The organism is Phyllobacterium sp. CL33Tsu (assembly GCF_900113985.1).
Taxonomy (GTDB): Bacteria; Pseudomonadota; Alphaproteobacteria; order Rhizobiales; family Rhizobiaceae; genus Phyllobacterium; species Phyllobacterium pellucidum.
This window is the reverse complement of sequence record NZ_FORJ01000004.1, coordinates 214,688-236,938: the sequence shown is the minus strand read 5'-3', so window position 1 is coordinate 236,938 and position 22,251 is coordinate 214,688. Positions and strand designations below refer to the sequence as shown.

18 protein-coding genes and 1 pseudogene are annotated in these 22,251 nt (G+C 59.2%); 13 read left to right on the top strand and 6 right to left on the bottom strand.

Annotated elements, in window-relative coordinates:
• The first annotated feature begins 169 nt into the window (after positions 1 to 169).
• Together BM074_RS16190 and BM074_RS16185 are read left to right on the top strand one after the other, a co-directional pair.
• The gene (locus tag BM074_RS16190) at positions 170 to 634 is read left to right on the top strand and encodes an AAA family ATPase (RefSeq protein WP_244532893.1); all 465 of its coding nucleotides are present in this window, start codon (positions 170 to 172) and stop codon (positions 632 to 634) included.
• A gap of 220 nt (positions 635 to 854) precedes the next feature.
• Entirely contained in the window at positions 855 to 1,721 is an 867-nt protein-coding gene (locus BM074_RS16185) for a class I SAM-dependent methyltransferase (RefSeq protein WP_091923349.1), read from the top strand.
• Between the two features lie 3 nt (positions 1,722 to 1,724).
• Here the strand turns inward: BM074_RS16185 and BM074_RS16180 are convergent, their stop codons facing one another.
• Both BM074_RS16180 and BM074_RS16175 read right to left on the bottom strand, forming a co-directional pair.
• Entirely contained in the window at positions 1,725 to 3,317 is a 1,593-nt protein-coding gene (locus tag BM074_RS16180) for an acyl-CoA synthetase (RefSeq protein ID WP_091923347.1), read from the bottom strand.
• Between the two features lie 18 nt (positions 3,318 to 3,335).
• Positions 3,336 to 4,184: an IclR family transcriptional regulator gene (locus BM074_RS16175; RefSeq protein WP_091923345.1), complete on the bottom strand. Its 849-nt coding sequence runs from the start codon at positions 4,182 to 4,184 to the stop codon at positions 3,336 to 3,338.
• A 204-nt stretch (positions 4,185 to 4,388) separates the two neighbouring features.
• Here BM074_RS16175 and BM074_RS16170 point away from each other — a divergent pair, with 204 nt between their 5' ends.
• Positions 4,389 to 5,243 (top strand): PCC domain-containing protein, encoded by an 855-nt coding sequence (locus BM074_RS16170; protein WP_091923343.1) that lies wholly within the window; start codon positions 4,389 to 4,391, stop codon positions 5,241 to 5,243.
• 16 nt (positions 5,244 to 5,259) lie between these two features.
• Here the strand turns inward: BM074_RS16170 and BM074_RS16165 are convergent, their stop codons facing one another.
• Positions 5,260 to 6,312 carry a LacI family transcriptional regulator gene (locus tag BM074_RS16165; RefSeq protein ID WP_091923341.1) on the bottom strand — a complete coding sequence of 351 codons (1,053 nt, stop codon included), beginning with the start codon at positions 6,310 to 6,312 and terminating at the stop codon, positions 5,260 to 5,262.
• A gap of 299 nt (positions 6,313 to 6,611) precedes the next feature.
• On the opposite strand from BM074_RS16165, the gene BM074_RS16160 reads away from it, so the two are divergent.
• The 8 genes from BM074_RS16160 to BM074_RS16125 all read left to right on the top strand — a co-directional run bounded on the left by BM074_RS16160 (position 6,612) and on the right by BM074_RS16125 (position 16,161).
• Positions 6,612 to 7,853, top strand: a complete 1,242-nt coding sequence (locus BM074_RS16160) for an ABC transporter substrate-binding protein (protein WP_091923339.1) — start codon at positions 6,612 to 6,614, stop codon at positions 7,851 to 7,853.
• A 71-nt stretch (positions 7,854 to 7,924) separates the two neighbouring features.
• Positions 7,925 to 8,830 (top strand): carbohydrate ABC transporter permease, encoded by a 906-nt coding sequence (locus tag BM074_RS16155; RefSeq protein WP_091923337.1) that lies wholly within the window; start codon positions 7,925 to 7,927, stop codon positions 8,828 to 8,830.
• Positions 8,827 to 9,723 carry a carbohydrate ABC transporter permease gene (locus BM074_RS16150; RefSeq protein ID WP_027232193.1) on the top strand — a complete coding sequence of 299 codons (897 nt, stop codon included), beginning with the start codon at positions 8,827 to 8,829 and terminating at the stop codon, positions 9,721 to 9,723. Before BM074_RS16155 ends, BM074_RS16150 begins: the two co-directional genes overlap by 4 nt.
• Positions 9,720 to 10,817 (top strand): ABC transporter ATP-binding protein, encoded by a 1,098-nt coding sequence (locus BM074_RS16145; RefSeq protein WP_091923335.1) that lies wholly within the window; start codon positions 9,720 to 9,722, stop codon positions 10,815 to 10,817. Before BM074_RS16150 ends, BM074_RS16145 begins: the two co-directional genes overlap by 4 nt.
• 27 nt (positions 10,818 to 10,844) lie before the next feature.
• Positions 10,845 to 11,591, top strand: coding sequence for a sugar phosphate isomerase/epimerase family protein (locus BM074_RS16140; RefSeq protein WP_091923333.1), 747 nt, complete (start codon positions 10,845 to 10,847; stop codon positions 11,589 to 11,591).
• A gap of 13 nt (positions 11,592 to 11,604) precedes the next feature.
• On the top strand, positions 11,605 to 12,744 hold the full coding sequence (locus BM074_RS16135) for a Gfo/Idh/MocA family protein (protein ID WP_091923331.1): 1,140 nt from the start codon (positions 11,605 to 11,607) through the stop codon (positions 12,742 to 12,744).
• A gap of 79 nt (positions 12,745 to 12,823) precedes the next feature.
• Entirely contained in the window at positions 12,824 to 15,142 is a 2,319-nt protein-coding gene (locus BM074_RS16130; protein WP_091923329.1) for a Tex family protein, read from the top strand.
• A gap of 32 nt (positions 15,143 to 15,174) precedes the next feature.
• Positions 15,175 to 16,161 (top strand): aldo/keto reductase, encoded by a 987-nt coding sequence (locus BM074_RS16125; RefSeq protein ID WP_091923327.1) that lies wholly within the window; start codon positions 15,175 to 15,177, stop codon positions 16,159 to 16,161.
• 4 nt (positions 16,162 to 16,165) lie between these two features.
• Here the strand turns inward: BM074_RS16125 and BM074_RS16120 are convergent.
• Positions 16,166 to 17,073: pseudogene (locus BM074_RS16120) on the bottom strand (sugar phosphate isomerase/epimerase).
• Between the two features lie 195 nt (positions 17,074 to 17,268).
• Here BM074_RS16120 and BM074_RS16115 point away from each other — a divergent pair.
• Both BM074_RS16115 and ggt read left to right on the top strand, forming a co-directional pair.
• Positions 17,269 to 17,991, top strand: a complete 723-nt coding sequence (locus BM074_RS16115) for a glutathione S-transferase (protein ID WP_091923325.1) — start codon at positions 17,269 to 17,271, stop codon at positions 17,989 to 17,991.
• A gap of 105 nt (positions 17,992 to 18,096) precedes the next feature.
• Positions 18,097 to 19,824, top strand: coding sequence for a gamma-glutamyltransferase (gene ggt, locus BM074_RS16110; RefSeq protein ID WP_244532917.1), 1,728 nt, complete (start codon positions 18,097 to 18,099; stop codon positions 19,822 to 19,824).
• Between the two features lie 25 nt (positions 19,825 to 19,849).
• On the opposite strand, the gene BM074_RS16105 is transcribed toward ggt, so the two are convergent.
• On the bottom strand, positions 19,850 to 21,025 hold the full coding sequence (locus BM074_RS16105; RefSeq protein WP_091923322.1) for an aminotransferase: 1,176 nt from the start codon (positions 21,023 to 21,025) through the stop codon (positions 19,850 to 19,852).
• An 8-nt stretch (positions 21,026 to 21,033) separates the two neighbouring features.
• Complete coding sequence (gcvA, locus tag BM074_RS16100) at positions 21,034 to 22,077, bottom strand: transcriptional regulator GcvA (protein WP_027232183.1); 1,044 nt, start codon at positions 22,075 to 22,077, stop codon at positions 21,034 to 21,036.
• Positions 22,078 to 22,251: the final 174 nt, after the last annotated feature.

Here is a 22,251-nt window from a genome sequence, read left to right as displayed (position 1 = left end):
TTGCGATGCGAGGGTATATTGCTGCTTTGCATCGTGCCAACCCCCGAAGGGAGCGACTATTGCCATGGCAAACGTGCGGCGAGGTTTCTTAGAGCGGATAGACACGTCTGCCGGTAAAACGGCCTTTGCCTTGCAGGGTGAAAGACCCGCCCAACGCGTGAACGAGACGGTGGATCGGATTCGGGCAGAGCGCGGTCTGGATCGGAAAGCATTGCGCGGGTCGTCGGGCGCACGTCTAGTTCTTCTCACCGGCGGTAACAGTGCAGCAAGGCTTAGTGCGTCCGCCATCATTGCCGCAGGGCTAGGCCTCGAACTCTTCCGCGTCGATCTTTCGGCCGTCGTCAGCAAGTACATCGGTGAAACCGAGCGCAACCTTAAGCAGTTGTTCGATGAGGCGGAGCGAAGTGGCGGTGTGCTGCTCTTCGATGAGGCGGACGCACTCTTCGGCAAGCGCTCGGAAGTGAAGGACGCGCATGATCGCCACGCACATGTCGAGGTGGATTACCTGCGGCAGATGATTGAGAACTACGATGGGGTGGTGATCTTGGCGACCGGCTCGCAGCATTGGTTTCCAAAGCTCAAGGCCATTGCCGGGTATACGGTAGAGCTTGCACCCGATAGTGGCGCTTGCTGAACGCAGTCTAGGTGGGGAAAACCCTTGCAGCGGTCCACATGGCGGCAATGGAACATTTCAAGACGAATTCGAGTTAAATGTAGAGTCTATTTACAAAATTAAGTTATATTTCAGGAGAGAAAGGTGGGCGGAACCTTGTCAAATGCGCCAGGCGTTCGACTAAAATCGTTGAAACCAGCCCCTCATTGCCACGCCACCCTCGGCAGTGCAGTCCCCTCGTTTGGAACTCGATATCGGCGTACGGCATCCCATGCGTGAGGAAGCCGAGAATCATCATGATTTCAAAGGTTTGACGACCGACTACTTTGATCGCCGGAGCGAGACTTACGACCAGGACGCGATTTTTCCGAAACTCGCTTTTGTGATCATTCGACATGCCGATATCGAACCGGGGCATTGCGTGCTCGACATCGGCACGGGCACAGGCCGGTTGGCGCTGCAGGCCGCGAAAATGGTTGGGGATGAAGGTGGCGTTGTCGCCATCGATCTATCGGCGGAAATGCTCACGCAGGCGCATTTCAAGGCCGGGATGGATAATCTCAGCAACATTCAGTTCATTCAGGGAGATGTCGAGGAGGCGACGTTTGATAATAACGCGTTCGACAGGATCCTGTGTTCCTCGGCGTTCGTACTTCTGTCCGATCCACACGCGGCGCTCAGGCAATGGAACCGCTGGCTGAAGTCAGGCGGGATGGTGACTTTCGATGCACCGGGCGAACCCTTTGGCATTAACAGCATCATTGCCGAAGTCGCAGAAGCGCATGGAATTGACCTGCCCTATGCCACGATCGCCAATTCAGTCGAAAAATGCAAAGAGTTGCTCGAGAGTTCCGGATTTGAGGTGGCCGAGATCAGCCCGGAATTGATGCAGGAGCATAGAATGTTGACTGAGGAAGCACTGTTCGTCTGGGAGAAATCCCTCGCGCATCCCGCCTGGCACCAACTCAACCTGCTACCGGCTAAAGAGCTTGAGCAGCTGCGAAAAGACTTCGAAACGAAGGTCCATGCCAAGGCCAAGGATGGAACCATCGTCAGCAAGATCATCATGCACGTCGTCACTGGCCGAAAGAAAACTGACGGCGTATGAGCGCTAGGCGGTCGGACCTTCCAGCTCGCCGCGCCTGATCAATTCTTCGCGGATCAGTTTCTTCGCTATCTTGCCATAGGCCGACTTCGGCATTTCCGGCCAGAAGACAAAGCGTTTTGGAAGCTTGTAGCGCGCCATCTTGCCGTCAATCCAGGCGATCATTGCATCAGCATCGGGACTGGCGCCGTCATGCGGTACGCAGACGGCAAGACCAACCTCGCCCCACATCGGATCTGGGATACCGAGCACCGCAACCTCGCTGATGTCGGGATGGCTGAGGATCTTTTCCTCGATCTCGCGCGGATAGATGTTTGAACCGCCCGAAATATACATGTCGGACGCGCGCCCGGTGATGAAGAGATACCCTGCCGTGTCCATATGGCCAAGGTCACCGGTGCGGAACCAGCCGTTGCGGAAAGCCTTCGCATTCGCCTCCGGATTTTCGTAGTAACCTGCAAAGACGGCCGGGCCGATCACGCAGATCTCGCCGGTCATTCCCGGCTCCAATTCGTTGCCGGCATCATCCTGAATCGAGATCTGCATACCCGTGCGCGCATAGCCACAAGTGCCAGGACGCTTATCATCCGTCTCTTCGATGTGATGTTCGCTTGCAGGCAGAACGGTTATATTGCCCGTAACTTCCCCAAGCCCGAAATACTGAACGATGACCGCTCCCAAGGCTTTCAACGCGTGCACCTGATCGGTGCGATACATCGGTGCGCCGGCATAGATCACGTAGCGCAATGAAGAATGGTCGCGCTCGTTGACTGAGGGGTGCTCGGCAAGAAGTTTGAGGATTGTCGGCACCGTGAACATGTTGCTGACCTGCCAGGTTTCGACGAGGCGCCAGGCCTCGGCGACATCGAGCTTTTCACCGGGCAGGAGCACCGTCTTCGAACCGCGGGCGACCTGAGTCAAAAGGTGGATACCCGCCCCGTGCGACAACGGGGCGACAACGAGCGACGCGTCGAGGCGCGTCGTCGCCGGCATCAAGTCGCAAAGGTGGTTGGTGACAACTAAAGCCATCTGTCCATGCGTAAGCACTGCGGCCTTCGGCCGCCCGGTTGTTCCTGAGGTAAAAAAGAACCAGCATGGGTCGTTATGATCGACAGGTGCCGTCTCTACCGTCTCGCCCTCGAAGCGTTCGATGATCGCGTCATAATCCTCGCCGAACGGGGCGTCGCCGATGGCGATGGCGAAGGCAAGGTCGGAGCTGGCAGCCCGGCAGGCGGAAACATGCTCCGGAAACCCATTACCGCAGATCATGCCCTTCGCGCCGCTCGCCGCGGCGAGATAAGCCACTTCATCGGGTGTCTGGCGGAAGTTGGTTGGAACCCAGACAGCGCCGAGCTGAAAGCAGGCGAACATAGATTCGAGCATCTGGTTGCAGTTCTGCGACTGGACGAGAATGCGATCGCCCTTCCCTACCCCGTACTCCCTCTGCAGCGCCGCCGCCATGGCATTGACCCGGCGGTGTATCCAGCTCCACGTCCAGTTTTGGTCGCGCCACACGAGTGCTATCTCATCGGGAAATCGCGCCGCCGTTTGAGCAAGAAACCCCGAAAGATTCATCACCCGATTCGACATGCGTTCCATGGTTCTTCCCCCGATAATCTAGGTCCTCGGCTGTATCGACCGTCCTTTGGTTGACAAGGTCCCTAGCCTGTCATCAGCCGGCTGCAGATGGGCAAGCCGCGCTTCGATCTTTCGTGCCTCACTGCGCATCAGCGAGGCAAGTTCGACCTGCCTGTCGGGCTGCATCCGGCTGTCGATGGCGGCGATGCTGAGCGCTCCCGCCGGCCGCCCGTCCGGATAACGTATGGCGAGGCCGACGCCCCAGGAGTTTGGCAGTATGCGGCCCGGGTTCAAGGAAAATCCGCGTTCCCGCGCAGTCGCGATATCCGCGCGGATTTGCGGCGGAGCAAGTTCGGGGAACTCCTTGAGGAGTTCTGGCTCGTTGGCGGAAAGGGCGGCCTCGATCTCGTCGTCGTCAAACGCGGAAAGAATGGCGAGTGAACCCGCGCCGACACCAAGCGGGTGGCGATAGCCGGCCTGGAGCGCATGGGTTCTGATTGGATAGGTTCCCTCTTCCCGGTGCAGGCAGACCACGTGATGGTCGCGCTGGATCGACAGAAAGCTCGTATCCTGCGTTCTGCCCGAAAGGACGCCGAGACTATCGCGGGCGATCTGCAGAAGGCCGTACCGGCGTGTGGCCAAGGTGCCGAGTACATAGGCTTCCTGCCCGAGGAAATAGCGACGCGATCGCGCATCCTGTTCCAGCAACCCGGAGCGGATGAGGGCCAGGAGCAGCCGCCTTACGGTCGGCTTGTTAAGTCCGCTTTGCTCGACGATTTCGCTGAGGGCGCCACCTGCGTCACCAAAATAGCTGACGAGGCTGAGCAGGCCGAGGGCCCGATCGACGCTCTGCGAGCCGTTGTGAGCCGGTGCTACCGTCTGTTCCATCAATGTGACCCACGATCCATATTGTGGATCAGCCTATCAGCGGAATTGCGAAAGGCAAAATTGAATCCCGGTTGCCCCATATCGCGAGGGAAATATTCACTTGAGCGGGCGCGTTAGCTCTATAATGTGGACCGATGATCTGTGTCCGGTTCGCACTCCTGAAATTGTCTCCTCCTCGGGAGCGCCTGATTGCGCTTGCGGGCCATGTTTGAGCGACGTTTGCGTCAGCCGGGCCCGGCGGCCACGGCCCCCTTCGAAAGTTTAATCGGCTCCGGGGAATACCTGCAATTTACCCTCAAGTCGGGCCTCAGTATCAATGAGGCCATCGCCCTCCCCCTCGCGGAGGCTGGGCTGACGGCAGCTGCAATCGTCCTTGAAAGTGGAAGTTTCGCGCCCCTCCACTATCTGATGCCGGCGCTGTCGACAGATGACTACCATGCAGCCTGGTATAGCGAAACGAATTCACCCGAAGGCGAGGCGCAACTTGAACGCGGCAATGTGACTTTTGGGGAAAGGGACGGTCATCCCTTCATTCACTGCCATGCGACATGGATCGAGGCCGATGGCAGGAAGCGATGTGGTCATGTCCTGCCGCACGAGACGATCGTGGCAAAGCCAATTCGCGCCACGGCCTGGGGCACGAACGACGTGCGCATGGTATCAGAACCCGATGCGGAGACGGCGTTCACCCTGTTTCATCCTATAAAGACTGCACAGGTTCCAAGGGCTAAAGGGCCTCGCATCGTAGTGGCACGTGTCCGGCCTAACGTCGACATCATCGAGACGCTCGACGAGATCTGCCGGGCGAGCGGTTTTTCCAATGCCCGATTGCGCGGCGGTGTCGGCAGCCTGATTGGCGCGCGCTATGCGGACGGAACGTCCGTTGATGACATTGCAACCGAGGTGTTCGTCATCGATGGCTTTGTCTCGACGCGGCCGAATCTCACAAGGCTCGAGATCGTCATGGTCGATACAATGGGAAGGATAACGCAAGGGCAACTCCTTCGTGGAAAAAACCCCGTTTGCATCACGTTCGAGCTCTACCTTGAAGAAGCTTGAAGTCCGAACCGGGTGATCAGTCGTGACCTTCGCCCGGATAGCTTAGCGTCTGCAATTCGCTGGCATCGATGCCGGCAATACGCCGAAGCACGGCGCTTGCCAGTTCCCGGCCTGCCTGGCGTACGTCCTCATTGAAGACGATGATCTGGGGGCGGAACCACTTCAGTACGTCCGTCGACTGCTTGGAGGCGAGATCAACGTCTTTGCCGATCTCCAAACCTGCTGCCTCGATACCGGCCACAATGGCGATCGCCGCGCTGCCGCTGCAGCATACGATCCCATCGGGACGGTCCGGTCCGGACATAATTTCAACCATGCGGTCGCGAATGCCGGCGAGCGATGTATCGACATCGAAGCCCGAAAAAGACAATGAACTGACGCCGCCTTCGCTGATGGCCCGGGCAAACCCTCGCTCGAGGTGCCGGTAATACGTGACCGACGGCGAAGGTCCGGCAAGCATGGCGATCCTGCGGCGCCCCCGCTCTACCAGACTTTTGACCGCAATATAGGCGAACGTCTCATTGTCGAAGTCATGAAACGGATGTTCGATGCCCATTTCCGTGCGCCCATGGGTGGCGAAGGGAATGCCGTGCTCAGTCAGGTAGCGAACGCGCGCATCGTTAGGCTCGGTGCGAGACATGATGATCCCGTCCGCCGAACCGGTCTCCACAATATAGCGTATCGGCTGCATCGGGTCGTTCTCGACCGAGTAGGGGGTGACCGTCAAATGGTACGGCGTCTGCGACAGTATTTCGGTAATGCCGTAGACGAGGTTTGACGTGAGCCCCATGATCTCCGATTGCGCATTGAGAACGAGACTGATGACATTGGTCTTGCCGGTTCGCAGGCGTACCCCGGCGCGATTGGGCTGGTAGCCGATCTGCTTGGCAATGAGCTGAACGCGGTTCTTCGTTGCCTGACCGATTTCGGGCGCATCCTTGAGTGCCCGCGATACTGTGGTGACGCCGAGGCCGGCCATGAAGGCAATGGTCTTCAGCGTCGGACGCTCGCTGTCTGCGGGCGGTCCGGCCTCCTGTGCAGTGGATCGGGCGCTTTTCTTTGGCTTCATTGCTGCTTGGCCACAACCTTGAAGTTGATATCGGCTGTATCGTTTCAAAATTTGAACCAAATGTACAGAGCCATGCGACGACTTTTCCCATGCGGAGATCAGTCTTTATTCCGCTGGACCCTGGCAGCTCAACCCATCAGCCAAGATTTTTTGGAAAGGAAAAATAAGACAAATCAATGTTATAGTTACAATCTGGGCCAGAGTGAACGGGAACCCAATAAAAAATCATCGCTCGGGAATTGCATCGTGCCGGAGTTTGAATTAGCCTACCTGTAACGTTTCAGATTTGGGAGGATAGGATGCGTTACCGTTCGATGCTTGCCGCTCTCGCGGCTTCGACTTTGCTTTTTGCAGGCTCGGCGCGAGCCGTTGATCTCGAAGTCACCCATTGGTGGACATCCGGCGGCGAAGCGGCGGCGGCAAAAGTCCTTGCGCAATCCTATGACAAGCTTGGCGGTGACAAATGGGTCGATGGCGCCATCGCCGGCAGCGGCACCACAGCTCGCCCAATCATCGTCAGCCGCATTCTCGGCGGCAATCCCATGGGGGCGACGCAGCTGAATACCGGCCGTGATGCCGAAGATCTCGTCAAGGCAGGGCTGATGACCGACCTTTCCGAGCTTGCAGCCAAGGAGGGCTGGGCCGACTTCATCCGCCCTTCGAAGCTCCTCGACTCCTGCAAGTATGAAGGCAAGATCTACTGCGTGCCGGTCAACATTCACTCGTGGCAGTGGATGTGGATCAACCCGGGCGCGTTCAAGGAAGCGGGTGCGCCGGTTCCCACCAACTGGAGCGAGTTCGTGGCCGCGGCGCCGAAGCTCAAAGAGAAGGGCATCATCCCACTTGCGACCGGCGATGCGTGGCAGGTCGACGGTATCTTCCGCGTGATGCTCGCGACGCTCGGCGGCAGGGACCTCTATCTCAAGATCATGGACGACAAGGACAAGGATGCGGCTGCAAGTCCTGAAATGAAGGCGGTCTGGCAGGCTTTCGCCAACGCGCGCGATCTTGCCGATCCCGGCTATGTCGGCCGGCAGTGGAACGAGGCAACCTCACTCGTGCTGACTGGAAAGGCCGGCGGGCAGATCATGGGCGACTGGGCACAAGGTGAATTCGGCGTTGCCGGCAAAGTCGCCGGAACGGACTATGACTGTCTGCCGGGCCTCGGCGTCCACCCGATACTCGATACGGGCGGCGATGCGTTCTATTTCCCGAAGAATGCCAATCCCGAAGTCACGCGCGCCCAGCTGAAACTGGCGAGCATGCTCGTTTCGAAGGAGACCCAGGTGGCCTTCAACCTTGCCAAGGGTTCTTTGCCCATACGCGGCGATATCGACATGGAGGCAGCCAACGCCTGCATGCAGAAAGGCATCAAGATCCTGGCTGACGCCAACAATGTGCTTCCCTCGATCGAGCAGGCACTTTCTTCCGACGCGCAGGGCCAGCTCGAAGATTTGAATACGGAATTCTTCGCCAACAAGGACATGTCGGTCGACGACGCGCAGGCGCGTTTCGTCGAAATCATCAGCCAGGCAAAGTGAACCGCTGGACATGACGCCCTGATAGCGACCGGCCGCAAGGCCGGCGCCTATCGCAAGGTTGGAGACACTTCATGGCCGCGACCCGCCCCTTTGCACCTTTGCGCAATTTGAACGCGAAGATTGCCGCCGTTCCGATGATCGCAACGGTGCTCGTCGTGTTCATTGGCTGCACGCTCTGGACGGTAGTCTATTCATTCACGTCATCGCGGTCGCTTCCGACACTGGATTTCGTCGGAATCGATCAGTACAGGCGATTGTTCACCACCTCGCGGTGGATAGTATCGCTGCGAAACCTTGCCATATTCGGCGTCCTCGCGCTCAGCTTTTCGCTGGTGTTAGGCTTTATCCTCGCCGCGCTGATGGACCAGAAGATCCGCTTCGAGAACAGCTTCCGCACGGTCTTCCTTTATCCCCATGCCCTGTCGTTCATCGTCACTGGCCTCGTCTGGCAATGGATCTTGACGCCCGCCTACGGCGTGCAGAAAGTCGTGCGCGACCTCGGCTTCGAGACGTTCAATTTCCCGATCCTGACCGATGGGCGCTTTACGATCTACGCGATTGTCATCGCCAGCCTATGGCAGGGCACCGGTCTTGTCATGGCGCTGATGCTGGCCGGGCTTCGCAACATTGATGACGAGATCTGGAAGGCGGCACGGGTCGACGGCATCCCCACCTGGAGGACCTATCTCTTCATCATCATTCCGATGATGCGCCCGGTCTTTGCGACGACCCTCGTGATCATCGCCGCCACGATCGTAAAAGTTTACGACCTCGTCGTCGCCATGACCAATGGCGGTCCGGGCATCGCCTCGGAAGTTCCGGCGAAATACGTTTACGATTTCATGTTTTCGCGCGGCAATCTCGGACAGGGCCTCGCCGCTTCGACGATCATGCTGACGACGGTACTGATCATCCTCGTTCCGTGGGCGCTCTATGAGTATCGGCCGAGAAACCGGACGCTGGGAGTGGGCAAATGAGCCTCATCAATCCTGCAGGGCCGCGCGGACGGCGTCCTCGTCGCATCGTGTCGCCGACCTCGATCATGATCTACGGGATCCTCATCGTCGCAGCCGTCTATTACCTCATTCCGCTCTACGTCATGGTCATGACTTCGCTGAAGGGCATGCCGGAAATCCGCCTCGGCAACATCTTCTCACCGCCGGTCGAAGTGACATTCCAGCCATGGGCGACAGCGTGGAACAGTGCCTGCACCGGGCTCTACTGCGAGGGCATCAAGGTTGGCTTCTTCAATTCGATGAAGATACTGGTACCGAGCGTGATCTTCTCGATCATTATCGCCTCGGTGAACGGTTATGCATTGTCGAACTGGCGCTTCAAGGGCTCCGAGCTGTTCTTCACCGCGTTGATCTTCGGCGCGTTCATCCCCTATCAGGTGATGCTCTATCCGCTGGTCATCATCACCCGCGAACTTGGGATATTCGGCACGCTCACCGGCGTCATCGTCATCCATACGATCTTCGGCATGCCGATCCTGACGCTGCTCTTTCGCAACTATTTTGTTTCCCTGCCTCCTGAACTCTTCAAGGCCGCGCGTGTCGACGGTGCCGGCTTCTGGCGGATATTTCTGCAGATCATGCTGCCCATGTCGCTGCCGATCTTCGTTGTTGCCGTGATCCTGCAGGTAACCGGCATCTGGAACGATTTCCTTTTCGGCGTGATCTTCGCCGGGACCAAGAATTTTCCGATGACGGTGCAGCTCAATAACATCGTCAACTCGACGCAGGGCGTGAAGGAATACAACGTCAACATGGCGGCCACCATTCTGACCGGCGCCGTCCCTCTCCTCGTCTATTTCTTCTCAGGCAAGTATTTCGTCAGGGGCATTGCCGCTGGCGCCGTCAAAGGATGACCCAGTTGCACAGCGTCTCGATCAAAGATCTCTCGCTCAATTTCGGTTCGGTCGGTGTCCTGAAGGACCTCAATATCGATGTTGCCGACGGCGAGTTCCTGGTCCTGCTTGGACCATCCGGGTGCGGCAAGTCCACGCTGCTGAATTGCATTGCGGGTCTTCTCGATATTTCCGAGGGGCAGATCTTCATCAAGGGCAAGAACGTGACCTGGGAAGAGCCAAAGGATCGTGGCATAGGGATGGTCTTCCAGTCCTATGCGCTCTATCCGCAGATGACGGTTGAAAAGAATCTCTCGTTCGGGCTAAGGGTCGCCGGACTTCCGAAGGCGGAAATAGCAAAGCGTATTGCCGCCGCTGCGGAGATCCTGCAGATCGGGCCATTGCTGCATCGCAAGCCAGCCGAGCTCTCCGGCGGGCAGCGCCAGCGGGTCGCCATCGGCAGAGCACTGGTGCGCGACGTCGATGTGTTCCTCTTCGACGAGCCCTTGTCCAATCTCGACGCCAAGCTGCGCTCGGAACTGCGCGTTGAGATCAAGCGACTGCACCAGAAGCTCGCCAATACGATGATCTATGTCACGCACGACCAGATCGAGGCGCTGACGCTGGCAGACCGGATCGCGGTGATGAAGGGCGGGCTGATCCAGCAACTTGATGACCCGCTGACGATCTATAACCGCCCGCGCAACCTGTTCGTCGCGAGCTTCATCGGTTCGCCAGCCATGAATTTCCTGAAAGGCCAGATTGGCGGCAACAGTGCTGGTCCCGTTTTCAAGGCCAATGGTCTCGATATCTCCCTCGCCTCCTACGCCGCGCAACAGCCCCTGCCCTTTGGCCGCGCAGCCATCTTCGGCTTCCGGCCTGAGCATATCGCCATAGGCGACGCACCCGGTCCGACCGGGCGGTCATCTCCCGCGACCGTCGATCTCGACGAGCCGATGGGCGCCGATAGTCTCGTCTGGCTCAAGGTCGCAGGCAAGCCGATTTCGGTCCGCGTCGATTCGGGCCGCCGCTATCAACCCGGAGAGAAGGTGTTCCTGACCTTCAATCCCAACCTCGCTTCCGTCTTCGACGCCGAAAGCGAAATCCGCATCTAGTCCCCGCATGAATCCTGGAGAACCGCAGTGACCGATTTTTCATATCAGCTCTATAGCTCGCGCAGCTTCCCGCCGCTTGAAAAGACCTTTTCCATGCTCAAACGCCATGGTTATGCGCAGGTCGAAGGCTTCGGCGCCGTCTATGCCGATCCGAAAGCAACGCGAGCGGCCCTCGACGCCAACGGCCTTGCCATGCCAACGGGTCACTTCAGTATCGACCTTCTGGAGAACGAGCCGCAGAAGGTGCTCGACATTGCCGGTACGCTGGGCATGAAGGCGATTTTTTGCCCCCACCTTGCGCCGGACCTGCGGCCCGCGGACCGGGAAGGCTGGCTTGCTTTCGGCGAGCGGCTCGAACGCGCCCACGCAACCTACAGCAAAGCAGGCTACGTTTTCGGCTGGCACAACCACGATTTTGAATTCAAGGCGCTCGCCGACGGCAGCTTGCCGCAAGATGCCATCTTCGCGGCCGCGCCAAGTATCGCATGGGAAGCCGACATTGCCTGGATTATCCGTGCCGGCGCCGATCCCGTGCAGTGGATCAAGGATCACGGCGATCGAATTGTCGCGGTTCACGTCAAGGATATTGCGGGGCCGGGCGAAAATGCGAACGAGGACGGCTGGGCCGATGTCGGCCACGGCGCTGTCGACTGGAAAGGATTGATGGGAACCCTGCGCGAGACGCCCGCGCAATACTTCATCATGGAGCACGACAATCCGTCGGATGACGAGAGGTTTGCCCGCCGTTCCATTGCCACCGTCAAGTCGTACTGAGGAAAGCAGCATCATGGCCAGGTCACTTGGTATCGGGATTATCGGCGCCGGCAATATTTCATCGACCTATCTCAATCTCGCACCGCTCTTCAAAGGCATCAAAGTGCAGGCTATCGCCGATATCAATGCGACAGCCGCGCGGCATCGCGCCGGCGAACATGGCATTGAGGCCCGTTCGATGGACGCGCTGCTTGCCAGCGACGACGTCGACATCGTTGTCAATCTCACGGTTCCCGATGCGCATTTTGACGTATCCAAACAAATTCTGAGCGCGGGCAAACACCTTTATTCGGAAAAGCCCCTGACGTTGTCGCTGAAAGACGGACTTGAGCTTCAAAAGCTTGCGGAGAAGAAAAAGCTCAAGGCGGGTTGCGCGCCCGATACTTTCCTCGGCGGAGCGCACCAGTTGGCCCGCAAGCTGGTCGATGATGGCGAGGTCGGTACCATTACCTCAGGCACGGCTCATGTCCTCAGCCATGGCATGGAACATTGGCATCCAAATCCTAATTTCTTCTTCCGACCCGGCGGTGGTCCAATCCTCGATCTCGGTCCCTACTACATCGCCAATCTCGTCAACCTGATTGGACCGGTCAGGCGCGTTGCAGCGCTCACCTCGATGGCTTCGACGACGCGGACGATTTCGAGCCTTCCCCGCAAGGGTGAAGTCATCGACGTGACGACACCGACGACAATCCAGGCTCTGCTGGAATTCGCGAGCGGTGCAACCGTCACCCTGTCTGCAAGCTGGGACGTCTGGGCGCACCATCACCCTAACATGGAGCTCTACGGCACTGATGGGTCGATCTTCCTTCCCGATCCGAATTTCTTTGGCGGCGAGGTCAAGCTGGCGAAGCCGGGCAAGAAGGTCAAACCTGTGAAGGCATGGTCGCATCCGTTCGGTATCGCCAACCAGAAACACGCGGCCGGCATGATGGCCAATTACCGGACTGCTGGTCTCGCTGACATGGCAGCGGCCATCATCGAGGGCCGGGACATCCGGTGCTCGCTCGAACGCGCGCTCCACGGGGTGGATGTGATGGTGTCGATCCTTCGCTCCGGCGAAGAAAAGAAGTTCATCGACATCAGGACAAGCTGCTCGCGGCCGGAGGCACTCGGCATAAAGGACGCCAAATCGCTGTTGAAAAAGCCCTGACGCTAGGCGTCTCGCGCATTGCGGTCATGATCGGGCAGTCCTATTGTCGCCGCCCGATCATAAGTTATGGAAATGCCCCGTGACCGCAAATAGTGCCAACACCGCCCGTATTGCCCGCGTCATCGCAGCCGAGATCAATGCGAGGCCCGAACAGGCAAATGCGGCGATCGAGTTGCTGGATGGCGGCGCTACGGTTCCCTTCATTGCGCGCTATCGCAAGGAGGTAACGGGCGGGCTCGACGACACGCAATTGCGTACGCTCGACGAGCGGCTGCTCTACCTGCGCGAACTTGATGCCCGCCGCGATACGATCATCGAGTCGATCCGAAGCCAGGGCAAGCTCAACGACGAACTCGAAGGCAAGATCGCGGCAGCCGCGACGAAGGCAGAGCTTGAGGACATCTATCTGCCTTACAAACCAAAACGGCGCACACGGGCCGAGATCGCTCGCGAGCGTGGCCTCGGGCCCTTGGCGGAAGCGATCCTCTCCGATCGAGCCTCGGTTCCGCAGCAACTTGCAACGAACTTCATCAATGACGATGTGCCGGATGTGAAGGCAGCGCTCGAGGGAGCGCGCGACATATTGGTCGAGACTTTTTCGGAAAATGCCGATCTGATCGGCCGCCTGCGCAACTACATGCAGGACCGTGCGGTATTGCGCGCCAAGGTAGTCGACGGCAAAGCCGACACGGGTGCGAAATTCGCGGACTATTTCAATCACTTCGAGCGTTGGTCGGCGGTCCCTAGCCACCGGGCGCTCGCCATGCTGCGTGGCCGCAATGAAGAGGTTCTGTCGCTCGAGATCGAAGTGGACGCCGAGGATACGGCTCCGGTCAAGCCGGTTGAACGGATGATCGCAAATGCCTATGCGATCTCCGACAAGGGTGGCGCTGCCGATATCTGGCTGATGGACGTGGTGCGCTGGGCATGGAGAATCCGCTTCTCGCTCAACCTCTCGATCGACCTCATGACGACAATGCGCGAACGGGCCGAAGAGGAGGCTATCCGCGTATTTGCGCGTAACCTGAAGGATCTGCTGCTGGCGGCCCCTGCCGGATCGCGTTCGACAATGGGGCTCGACCCAGGCATCCGCACCGGCGTGAAAGTGGCGGTTGTCGACGGCACCGGGAAACTTCTCGAGACGACGACTGTCTATCCTTTCCCGCCACGCAACGACGTGCGCGGCACCCAGGCCGAGCTTGCGCGATTGATCGTCAGCCACAAGGTGGAACTCGTTGCCATCGGCAACGGAACGGGAAGCCGCGAAACGGAGCGGCTCGTGGCCGACATGCTCGCGGCGATGCCGTCGCCGAAGCCCATGAAGGTCATCGTCAGCGAGGCGGGTGCGTCCGTCTATTCAGCCTCCGCGACCGCCGCGGCCGAATTCCCCGGCCTCGATGTTTCGCTGCGCGGCGCGGTGTCGATTGCTCGCCGCCTGCAGGATCCGCTGGCCGAACTCGTCAAGATCGAACCGAAATCGATCGGCGTTGGCCAATATCAGCACGATGTCGACCAGTACCGTCTTGCGCGTTCGCTCGAGGGTGTCGTCGAAGACGCGGTCAATGCAGTCGGCGTCGACCTCAACACGGCATCGGCGTCGTTGCTCGCTCGCATTTCCGGACTCGGCAACGCGCTTGCCGAAGCGATTATTGCCTATCGCAACGAGGTCGGACCGTTCAAAACGCGGCGTGATCTCCTGAAAGTGGCTCGCCTCGGGCCGCGCGCCTTCGAGCAATGCGCCGGGTTCCTGCGTATCCCGGATGGTACCGAACCTCTCGATGCCTCGGCCGTGCATCCGGAAGCCTATGGAGTCGCCAAGAAAATCGTCAGCGCCTGCGGCCGTGATGTGCGCGCCTTGATGAATGACGGCGCTGCGTTGCGGGCCCTCGATCCGCGCGTTTTCGTCGACGACCGCTTTGGTCTGCCGACCGTGCGCGATATCATTGCCGAACTGGAAAAGCCGGGGCGCGACCCTCGGCCGGAGTTCAAGACGGCATCCTTTGCCGACGGCATCGATGACATCAAGGACCTGAAGCCCGGCATGCTGCTCGAGGGGACCGTAACCAACGTCGCGGCCTTCGGCGCCTTCGTCGATATCGGCGTGCACCAGGACGGCCTTGTCCACCTGTCGCAGCTCGCGGACCGTTTCGTCAAGGACGCGCACGAGGTGGTCAAGGCTGGTGATGTCGTCAAGGTTAGGGTGGTCGATGTTGACGTCAAGCGCAGCCGTATCGGACTGACGATGCGCAAGGATGGCGGTGCGCCGGCGCCGCGCGGGCCAAGACCCAGCGACGCGCCATCGTATAAACCCCGCTCAAACGCGCCTGCGCCAAAGCCGCAGTCCGCGCCGCAGGGCGCATTCGGTGCAGCGCTTGCCGATGCCCTGCGCAAGAAATAGCGTAACGATCATCAATGGTTCGGGAGGACGTCTTGGATATCCGCAAAATTGGCAATACATCGCTCGCCGTCACCGAGTTCGGATTTGGCGGCGCGGCGATTGGCGGTCTCTACCGCGAGTGCACCCGTGAAGCTGCCATGGAAACGTTGCAGGCTGCCTGGGATGCGGGCCTGCGTTATTTCGATACCGCGCCATTCTATGGGTTCGGCCTGTCCGAGCGGCGGACCGGCGATTTCCTGCGCGACAAGCCGCGCGAAGATTACGTGCTCTCGACCAAGGTTGGGCGCCTGCTTCGTCCGGTTCCAGAGGATCAGGTGCCGGATTATTCCTATGTGAATCCCCTGCCCTTCACGGTCGACTACGACTACAGCTATGACGGGATCATGCGCTCGTTCGAGTTCAGCTATGCCCGTCTCGGGTTGAACAGGATAGACATTCTCTACGTTCACGATATTGGCGCGTATACGCATGGCGCCGAGAAGAATGCCGTCTACTTGCGCCAGCTTCTCGATAGCGGCATGCGGGCGCTGGAAGAACTCAAGGCGTCGGGAGCCATTTCCGCTTACGGCCTCGGCGTCAACGAGGTCGGTGTCTGTCTTGACGTGATCGCCCGCAGTCCAATCGACTGCATTTTGCTTGCTGGGCGCTATTCGTTACTCGACCGCTCGGCGGAAGGCGGTCTTCTGGATGCCTGCCGCAAGCAGAACATTTCGTTGGTCATCGGCGGTGTGTTCAACTCCGGCATATTGGCGACCGGTCCGGTTCCGGGCGCAAATTTCGATTATGGCCCGGCATCCGACGACGTGCTGAGCCGGGTTCGTGCAATGCAGGATATTGCGAAAGCCAACGCGATTCCGCTCGCTGCCGCGGCCATTCAATTTCCATTGCGCGAACCCGTTGTCGCCAACGTCCTCATCGGAACGGCGAAACCCTCAAGCCTCACGCGAAATATCGAGCTCCTGTCGGTCAAGGTGCCTGACGCGGCCTATGCCGCATCCGAGCCCTTCACCATACGTTGAGGCATCAGGCGGCAAGCCGCCGATCGTTAACGAGGGCGGCAAGCTTGTTGGCGAGCGCAAGGCTCTCCGCCTGTTCAGCCTTGAACCTGTCTTCAGTGATTTCGAGGATGAGCATCGTATCGGGCAGGAAGGTCAGTTCTGCAAAGATCTCCTCCCACGGAATGTCGCCCCAGCCGATCGGCAGATGCAGATCACCGATGCCGAGTGCTGTCGCCTCCGCCGGATGATAAAACTTCGTCATGGTGTAGGGGCATGCACGTGCAGGTGGCCGGTGACGGGCGCCATGGCCTTGATCTCCGCGCGCCAGTCGAGGCCGAGGCGCGTGCATTCGATATAGGCGTGGCTGAAATCGATAAGCGCACAGACATGCGGGCTGTCAACGGACCTGACCGTTTCTCCAACTTGCGAAGGCGTCTGGCGATATTCGTTGTCGCTTAGGGCGAAGATGTTTTCGAGCGCGATGCGCACGCCATAGTGGCCGGCGACTTCCGCCATCTCGGCGAGCGCGTCGCGCTCCATCGCATCGAGCGCACGGTTGCGGGTGGCCGCTTGCATCTTCGCCTGGCCGGAATGTTGAACCAGCACGCCCGCCTCGATGCGGTTGCATAGTTCAAGCATGGCGCGGACGACGGCTTTCTGCTCGGCGAGGTGCTCCCTGTCCATGAAGTTGGATACGATCTGGCCGTGGACGCTGTAATGCAGATCGAACTGCTTGGTGATTTGCACCAGGCGCTCGGCGCGGCTTGGGATAATACGACCGCCGGCGACGATTTCCTCACCGTAAAGCGAGAGCTCGGCAGCGGTGGCGCCGAGGTCGGCGATTGTACGGATCGACCCTTCAAGCGTGCTGAAATCGCCCCCCTCGCTCGTATAAGTGCAGAAGCCGACGGATGAAATTATGGGGAGGCTCATTTTCAGTTCTCGCGGTTGTAGGGTACTTGCGATGATAGGGCCGCTGCTTGACCGTTTCACGACAATGCTGGCCGCAAAAGCTTTTGCTCGCCGATCAGTGAAGTCAATTGCATTCTCGCAAGGCTCAAAGGAATTGCTGCCATAATCGCATGCTTGGCTTGCGACTCGGAACGATAGCGGAGGCAGGAGGTGAGCATGGCGTATGAGCTTTATTATTGGGATGGTCTGCAGGGACGCGGCGAGTTCATTCGTCTCGCTCTCGAGGAAGCCGCCGCTGACTACATCGATGTGGCACGCCAGTCTGATGGCATGGCGGCCATGATGCGATTTCTCAAAAGCCGGACCGAGCCGCATATCCCTTTCGCGCCGCCATTCCTGAAAGACGGTGACTTGATTGTCTCGCACGTTGCCAACATCCTTCTCTATCTCGGGCCAAAGCTCGGTCTTGCGCCGCAAGATGAATCGTTGCGCTTTGTGGCAAACGGGATGCAACTTACCATCACAGATTTCGTCGCCGAGGTGCATGACACGCACCATCCGCTCTCGACCAACGCGTATTACGAGGACCAGAAGGAGGCGGCCAAGCATCGCTCCGCTGATTTCATCGAGCATCGGATACCCAAGTTCCTCGGCTATTTCGAACGCGTGCTGAAGCAAAATCCAGCCGGAAGTGGGCACGCGGTGGGCGGCAGTCTCACTTATGTCGACCTTTCGCTGTTCCAGGTTTTCGAGGGCCTGCGTTACGCTTTCCCGCGCGCGACGCGAAAGCTTGCCAAAGACTACCCTGCCGTTGCCGCCGTGCACGACATGGTGCAGAAGCGCCCCAACATCAGCCGATATCTTGAATCGGACCGTCGCCTCGATTTCAATGAATCCGGCATATTTCGCCACTATCCCGAACTTGATCAGGACGCATAAGCAGGAAGTACTATACTTTTGCTGGACACGTCGCTCGGGCTGCCTCCATTATCTCTCCTCTTGTCACGATCTTTGGGAGGAATGATCATGGACTATCGCTTAACGATGGCGAGCGCTCTCACGCTCAGCGGGGTACTGGCAGCTGCGGGGACGACCGGCGCCTCGGCCGCTTCGCCCGAGCCCGTGAAGGCCGAGCACGGCATGGTCGTAACCGCACAACATCTCGCTTCCGACGTCGGAGTGGAAGTGCTGAAGAACGGCGGCAATGCCGTCGATGCGGCGGTCGCGGTCGGCTATGCGCTGGCGGTGGTCTATCCGACCGCAGGCAATATTGGCGGTGGTGGCTTCATGACCATCCGTATGAAGGACGGCAAGACGGCATTCCTCGATTTTCGCGAACGCGCACCACTCGCTGCGAAGCGCACGATGTATCTCGATGACAAGGGGAATATTGTGAAAGGGGCAAGCACCGATGGCTATCTCGCCATCGGCGTGCCCGGCTCGGTGATGGGCTTCGAAACGGCCCGTGCCAAATACGGCACCAAGCCGCGTGAAGAATTGATCGGTCCCGCGATTCGCTTTGCCCGTGACGGCTTCGAACTCGATCAGGGTGACGTCGCGTCGCTGCAGGACGGTGCCGAGACCCTTGCCAAGGACAAGACGGCGGCCGCTGTCTTCCTGAAGCCCGACGGAAAGACCTATTCCATCGGCGAAACACTGATCCAGTCTGATCTCGCTGCTACGCTCTCCGCCATTTCCGAAAAGGGCCCTGACGCGTTCTACAAGGGAGCAACCGCGGATGCCATCGTCAAAGCGAGCGAGGCGGGTGGCGGTGTTCTGGCGAAAGCCGATTTCGAGCAGTACAGCGTGCGAGAACTCGAGCCGGTCAAATGCAACTATCGCGGCTATGACATCGTATCCTCGCCTCCGCCAAGCTCGGGCGGGGTAATCATCTGCGAGATACTCAATATTCTCGAAGGATATCCGCTCGGCTATCTCGGCTATGGTTCGGCGGAAACCGTGCATACTATGGTCGAGGCCATGCGCTATGCCTATGTCGACCGCAATACGACACTTGGCGATCCCGACTTTGTCGACAACCCTGTCAGCAAACTGCTGGACAAGAAATATGCCGAGGAAATCCGCGATAAGATCAGCCCGTTCAAGGCCGGTGTCTCGCAGAAGTTGATGCCGAAAGGCTTCGGCGAAAGCAAGGAAACCACGCACTACTCCATCGTCGATGACGAAGGCAATGCCGTTGCCGTCACCTATACGCTCAACGGCTCTTTCGGTGCCGGGGTGATGGCGCCGGGTACGGGTGTTCTGCTCAACAACGAGATGGATGATTTTACCTCGAAGCCGGGTTCGCCCAACCTTTACGGGCTCGTACAAGGCGAAGCCAATGCAATCGAACCGAAGAAGACGCCGCTTTCCTCGATGAGCCCGACCATCGTCTCTAAGGACGGCAAGCCATTCATGGTGATCGGCAGTCCAGGGGGCGCCCGCATCATCACGATCACGCTGGAGGCAATTGTCAACGTCATCGACCACGGCATGAATATTCAGGAGGCGATCGACGCCCCGCGTATCCACCACCAATGGCTGCCGGATCGCGTCTACATGGAGCCTTATGCCCTCTCGTCGGATACGCGCAAGTTGCTGGTGGAGATGGGTCACGATGTCAATATCGACAAGGACTGGACCATCTGGGGTGAGGCCGCCGGTATCCTCGTCGGCGGCGCCAGTCTTTCGCAAATCGAAGAAGGCGGCGGAGCGCGGTATAACGGCGCCATGGATAGCCGCGCTGCTTCCGGAGCGGCTAAGGGTTACTAGGCATCAGCGACGGTTTGCAGGTGCGTCAGATGTTGAAGCCATGCATTCTGCCGTGCAACTGGCCGATCGTCGCCGCATTGGCATTGGCAAAGGCGAAGCGCAGGAATTGATCCTGCCCTTCGCCGAAATACTGTCCGGGAATAGCAAGGATGCCGACCCGCTTTGCGAGATGCTCGGCGACTTCGGTTGATGATCTGCCTTGGAATGGATGGCGCACGAAGGCAAAGTAAGCGCCGATCGCCTCAAGCTTCCACTCGTCGAGCCCGGCCATGACATCGCGCAAGGCCTGCGAGCGCACTTCGATTTCGTGGCGATTGCCGGCCCGCCATTCCGCAAGTGCCGGCAATGCCTGTGCGACCGCACCCTGCGCCGCCCGCGGCGCGCAGATTTGCAGATTGTCCATGATCTTGGCGATTTCCTCGACGACGCGCGGGCTTGCCGTAACGGCGCCAAGACGGTGGCCAGGGATGCAGAACGATTTTGAAAAACTGTAGAGCTGGATCAGGTGGTCCGGCCAATGCTCTTCGCGAAGGAGCGCATGCGGTGCGCCATAGTGCTCCGGAAGAAAGTCGCGGTAGGTTTCGTCGAGGATGAGCCAGATGCCGTTGCGCTTGCACGCGTCGAAGAGGGATTTTAGCCGGTCGGGCGGATAGATCGCGCCGGTCGGGTTGTTTGGGGTCACCAGCGCGAGTGCGCGGACGCCGGGTACGATTGCGTCGATGAGGGCTTCGACCGTCGGCACGAAGCCTTCGCTCGCATGGCACGCGACAAGTTCCGTTTTGATGCCGAGCATCGCCAGCGTCGTCTCGTGATTGAAGTAATAGGGGTTGCTCACCAAAATGGTGTCGCCCGCCGCGGCCACCGCCAAGGCAGCGCACATGAAGGCCTGATTGCAGCCGGAGGTGATATGAATATTCTCGGCCCCAATTCTGGCGCCATAAAGCTCTGCCACATGCGCGGCGTAAGCGTCACGGAGCGCAGGCTCGCCTTCGATCGCGCCGTAATTGGTATAAGCAAGGGATGCGGCTGCCTCGCCGAGCCATTGCAGCATGGCAGGGTGCGGCGGATAGCCGGGAACCGCCTGCGAGAGATCGATCAGCGGCCCAAGGGCGCCGTCATAGGACTTGCCCCAGGACTGCACGGCTGGAATTGGCGGGGGCGAGAGACGCGTTATGAGCAGGTTGAGTGGGGCAACTGGCATGGTCGTTCCTATCGTGTATCAAGTTTGGCCCGCCGCTTCTGCGAGCGCTCGGGGCGTCGCGGGCGGGTTGCCGGAATGGGTAATTCGACCAGTCGCTCCGGCGCGCTCACCTTGCCGCTGCGGCGGCGGATAATCCGGCGGGCTGATGTTTGCGGTTCGGTGATGGTATCTTGCTCCAGCGAAGCGAAGAGCCAATCGATAAACACCTTGACGATCGGGGCGTTGCGAACCTCGTTGCGACAGGCGACATAAAAAGCGTTGTTGGCCGGAACTGTGAGGTCGAAAGGCACGATGAGTTCGCCCTTGGCAATGAGCGTGCTTGCGGTGATCGTATCGCCGAGCGCCACCCCCTGCCCGTAGACCGCGGCCTCGGTCGACAGGCGCGCATCGCTCATGAAATGCTGCGCGCCCCGCGCATGCTCGGTGGCGTCGGCAGCAGCAAGCCAGGTATTCCACTCGCGCCCGTCATCGCCATGCAGGAGAACATGATTGCGCAGATCACGCACGGATCGGAGCGGACGCATGTTGAGGAGTGTCGGGCTCGCTACGGGAAAAAGTTTGAGCGTAGTCCACAGGCGGGACCAGCAGTCGGTCCAGCTCCCATGGCCATAGAGCACGCAGACATCCACGTCCGACGAAAACAGATGATCGGAATCGTTCGACGCGATCAGCGTCAGTCTTATGTCTGGATACTGCTCCGTGAACTGGTTCATACGCGGTATCAACCACAGCGAGAGCAATGCGGGAACGCAGGTCACTGTCAGTTCGCCGCTTGTGGTCGGCCGCTTGATCAGCGCCGTCGTCGCGGCAATATCTTCGAAAGCCTTCGAGACCGTCGGCAAAAGCAGTGCGCCTTGCGAGGTCAATTTCAGCCGCTGCGCACCGCGCTCGAACAACTGGACGTCGAGCATTGTCTCCAATGCTTTGATCTGGTGGCTGATCGCGCCGTGGGTAACGTTCAACTCCCGCGCTGCCGCCGTAACAGACCCATGCCGCGCCGCCGCCTCGAAGGCGCGCAGTGGGTTGAGCGGGGGCAGGCGACCAGGCGTCATAGAACTCCATTAGCGCTCTACCGCAGGAAAGTCATGTGAGATATTTTCACAGGCCATGCTATAACAATGTCAATTGCTTTTCCATCTGGTTTAGATCGATAATGCATTGAAAGAGGCAAAATGCCCGGGGAACACAGACCAGCGGATATCCTGAAATCGACAAAGCGAATCCGC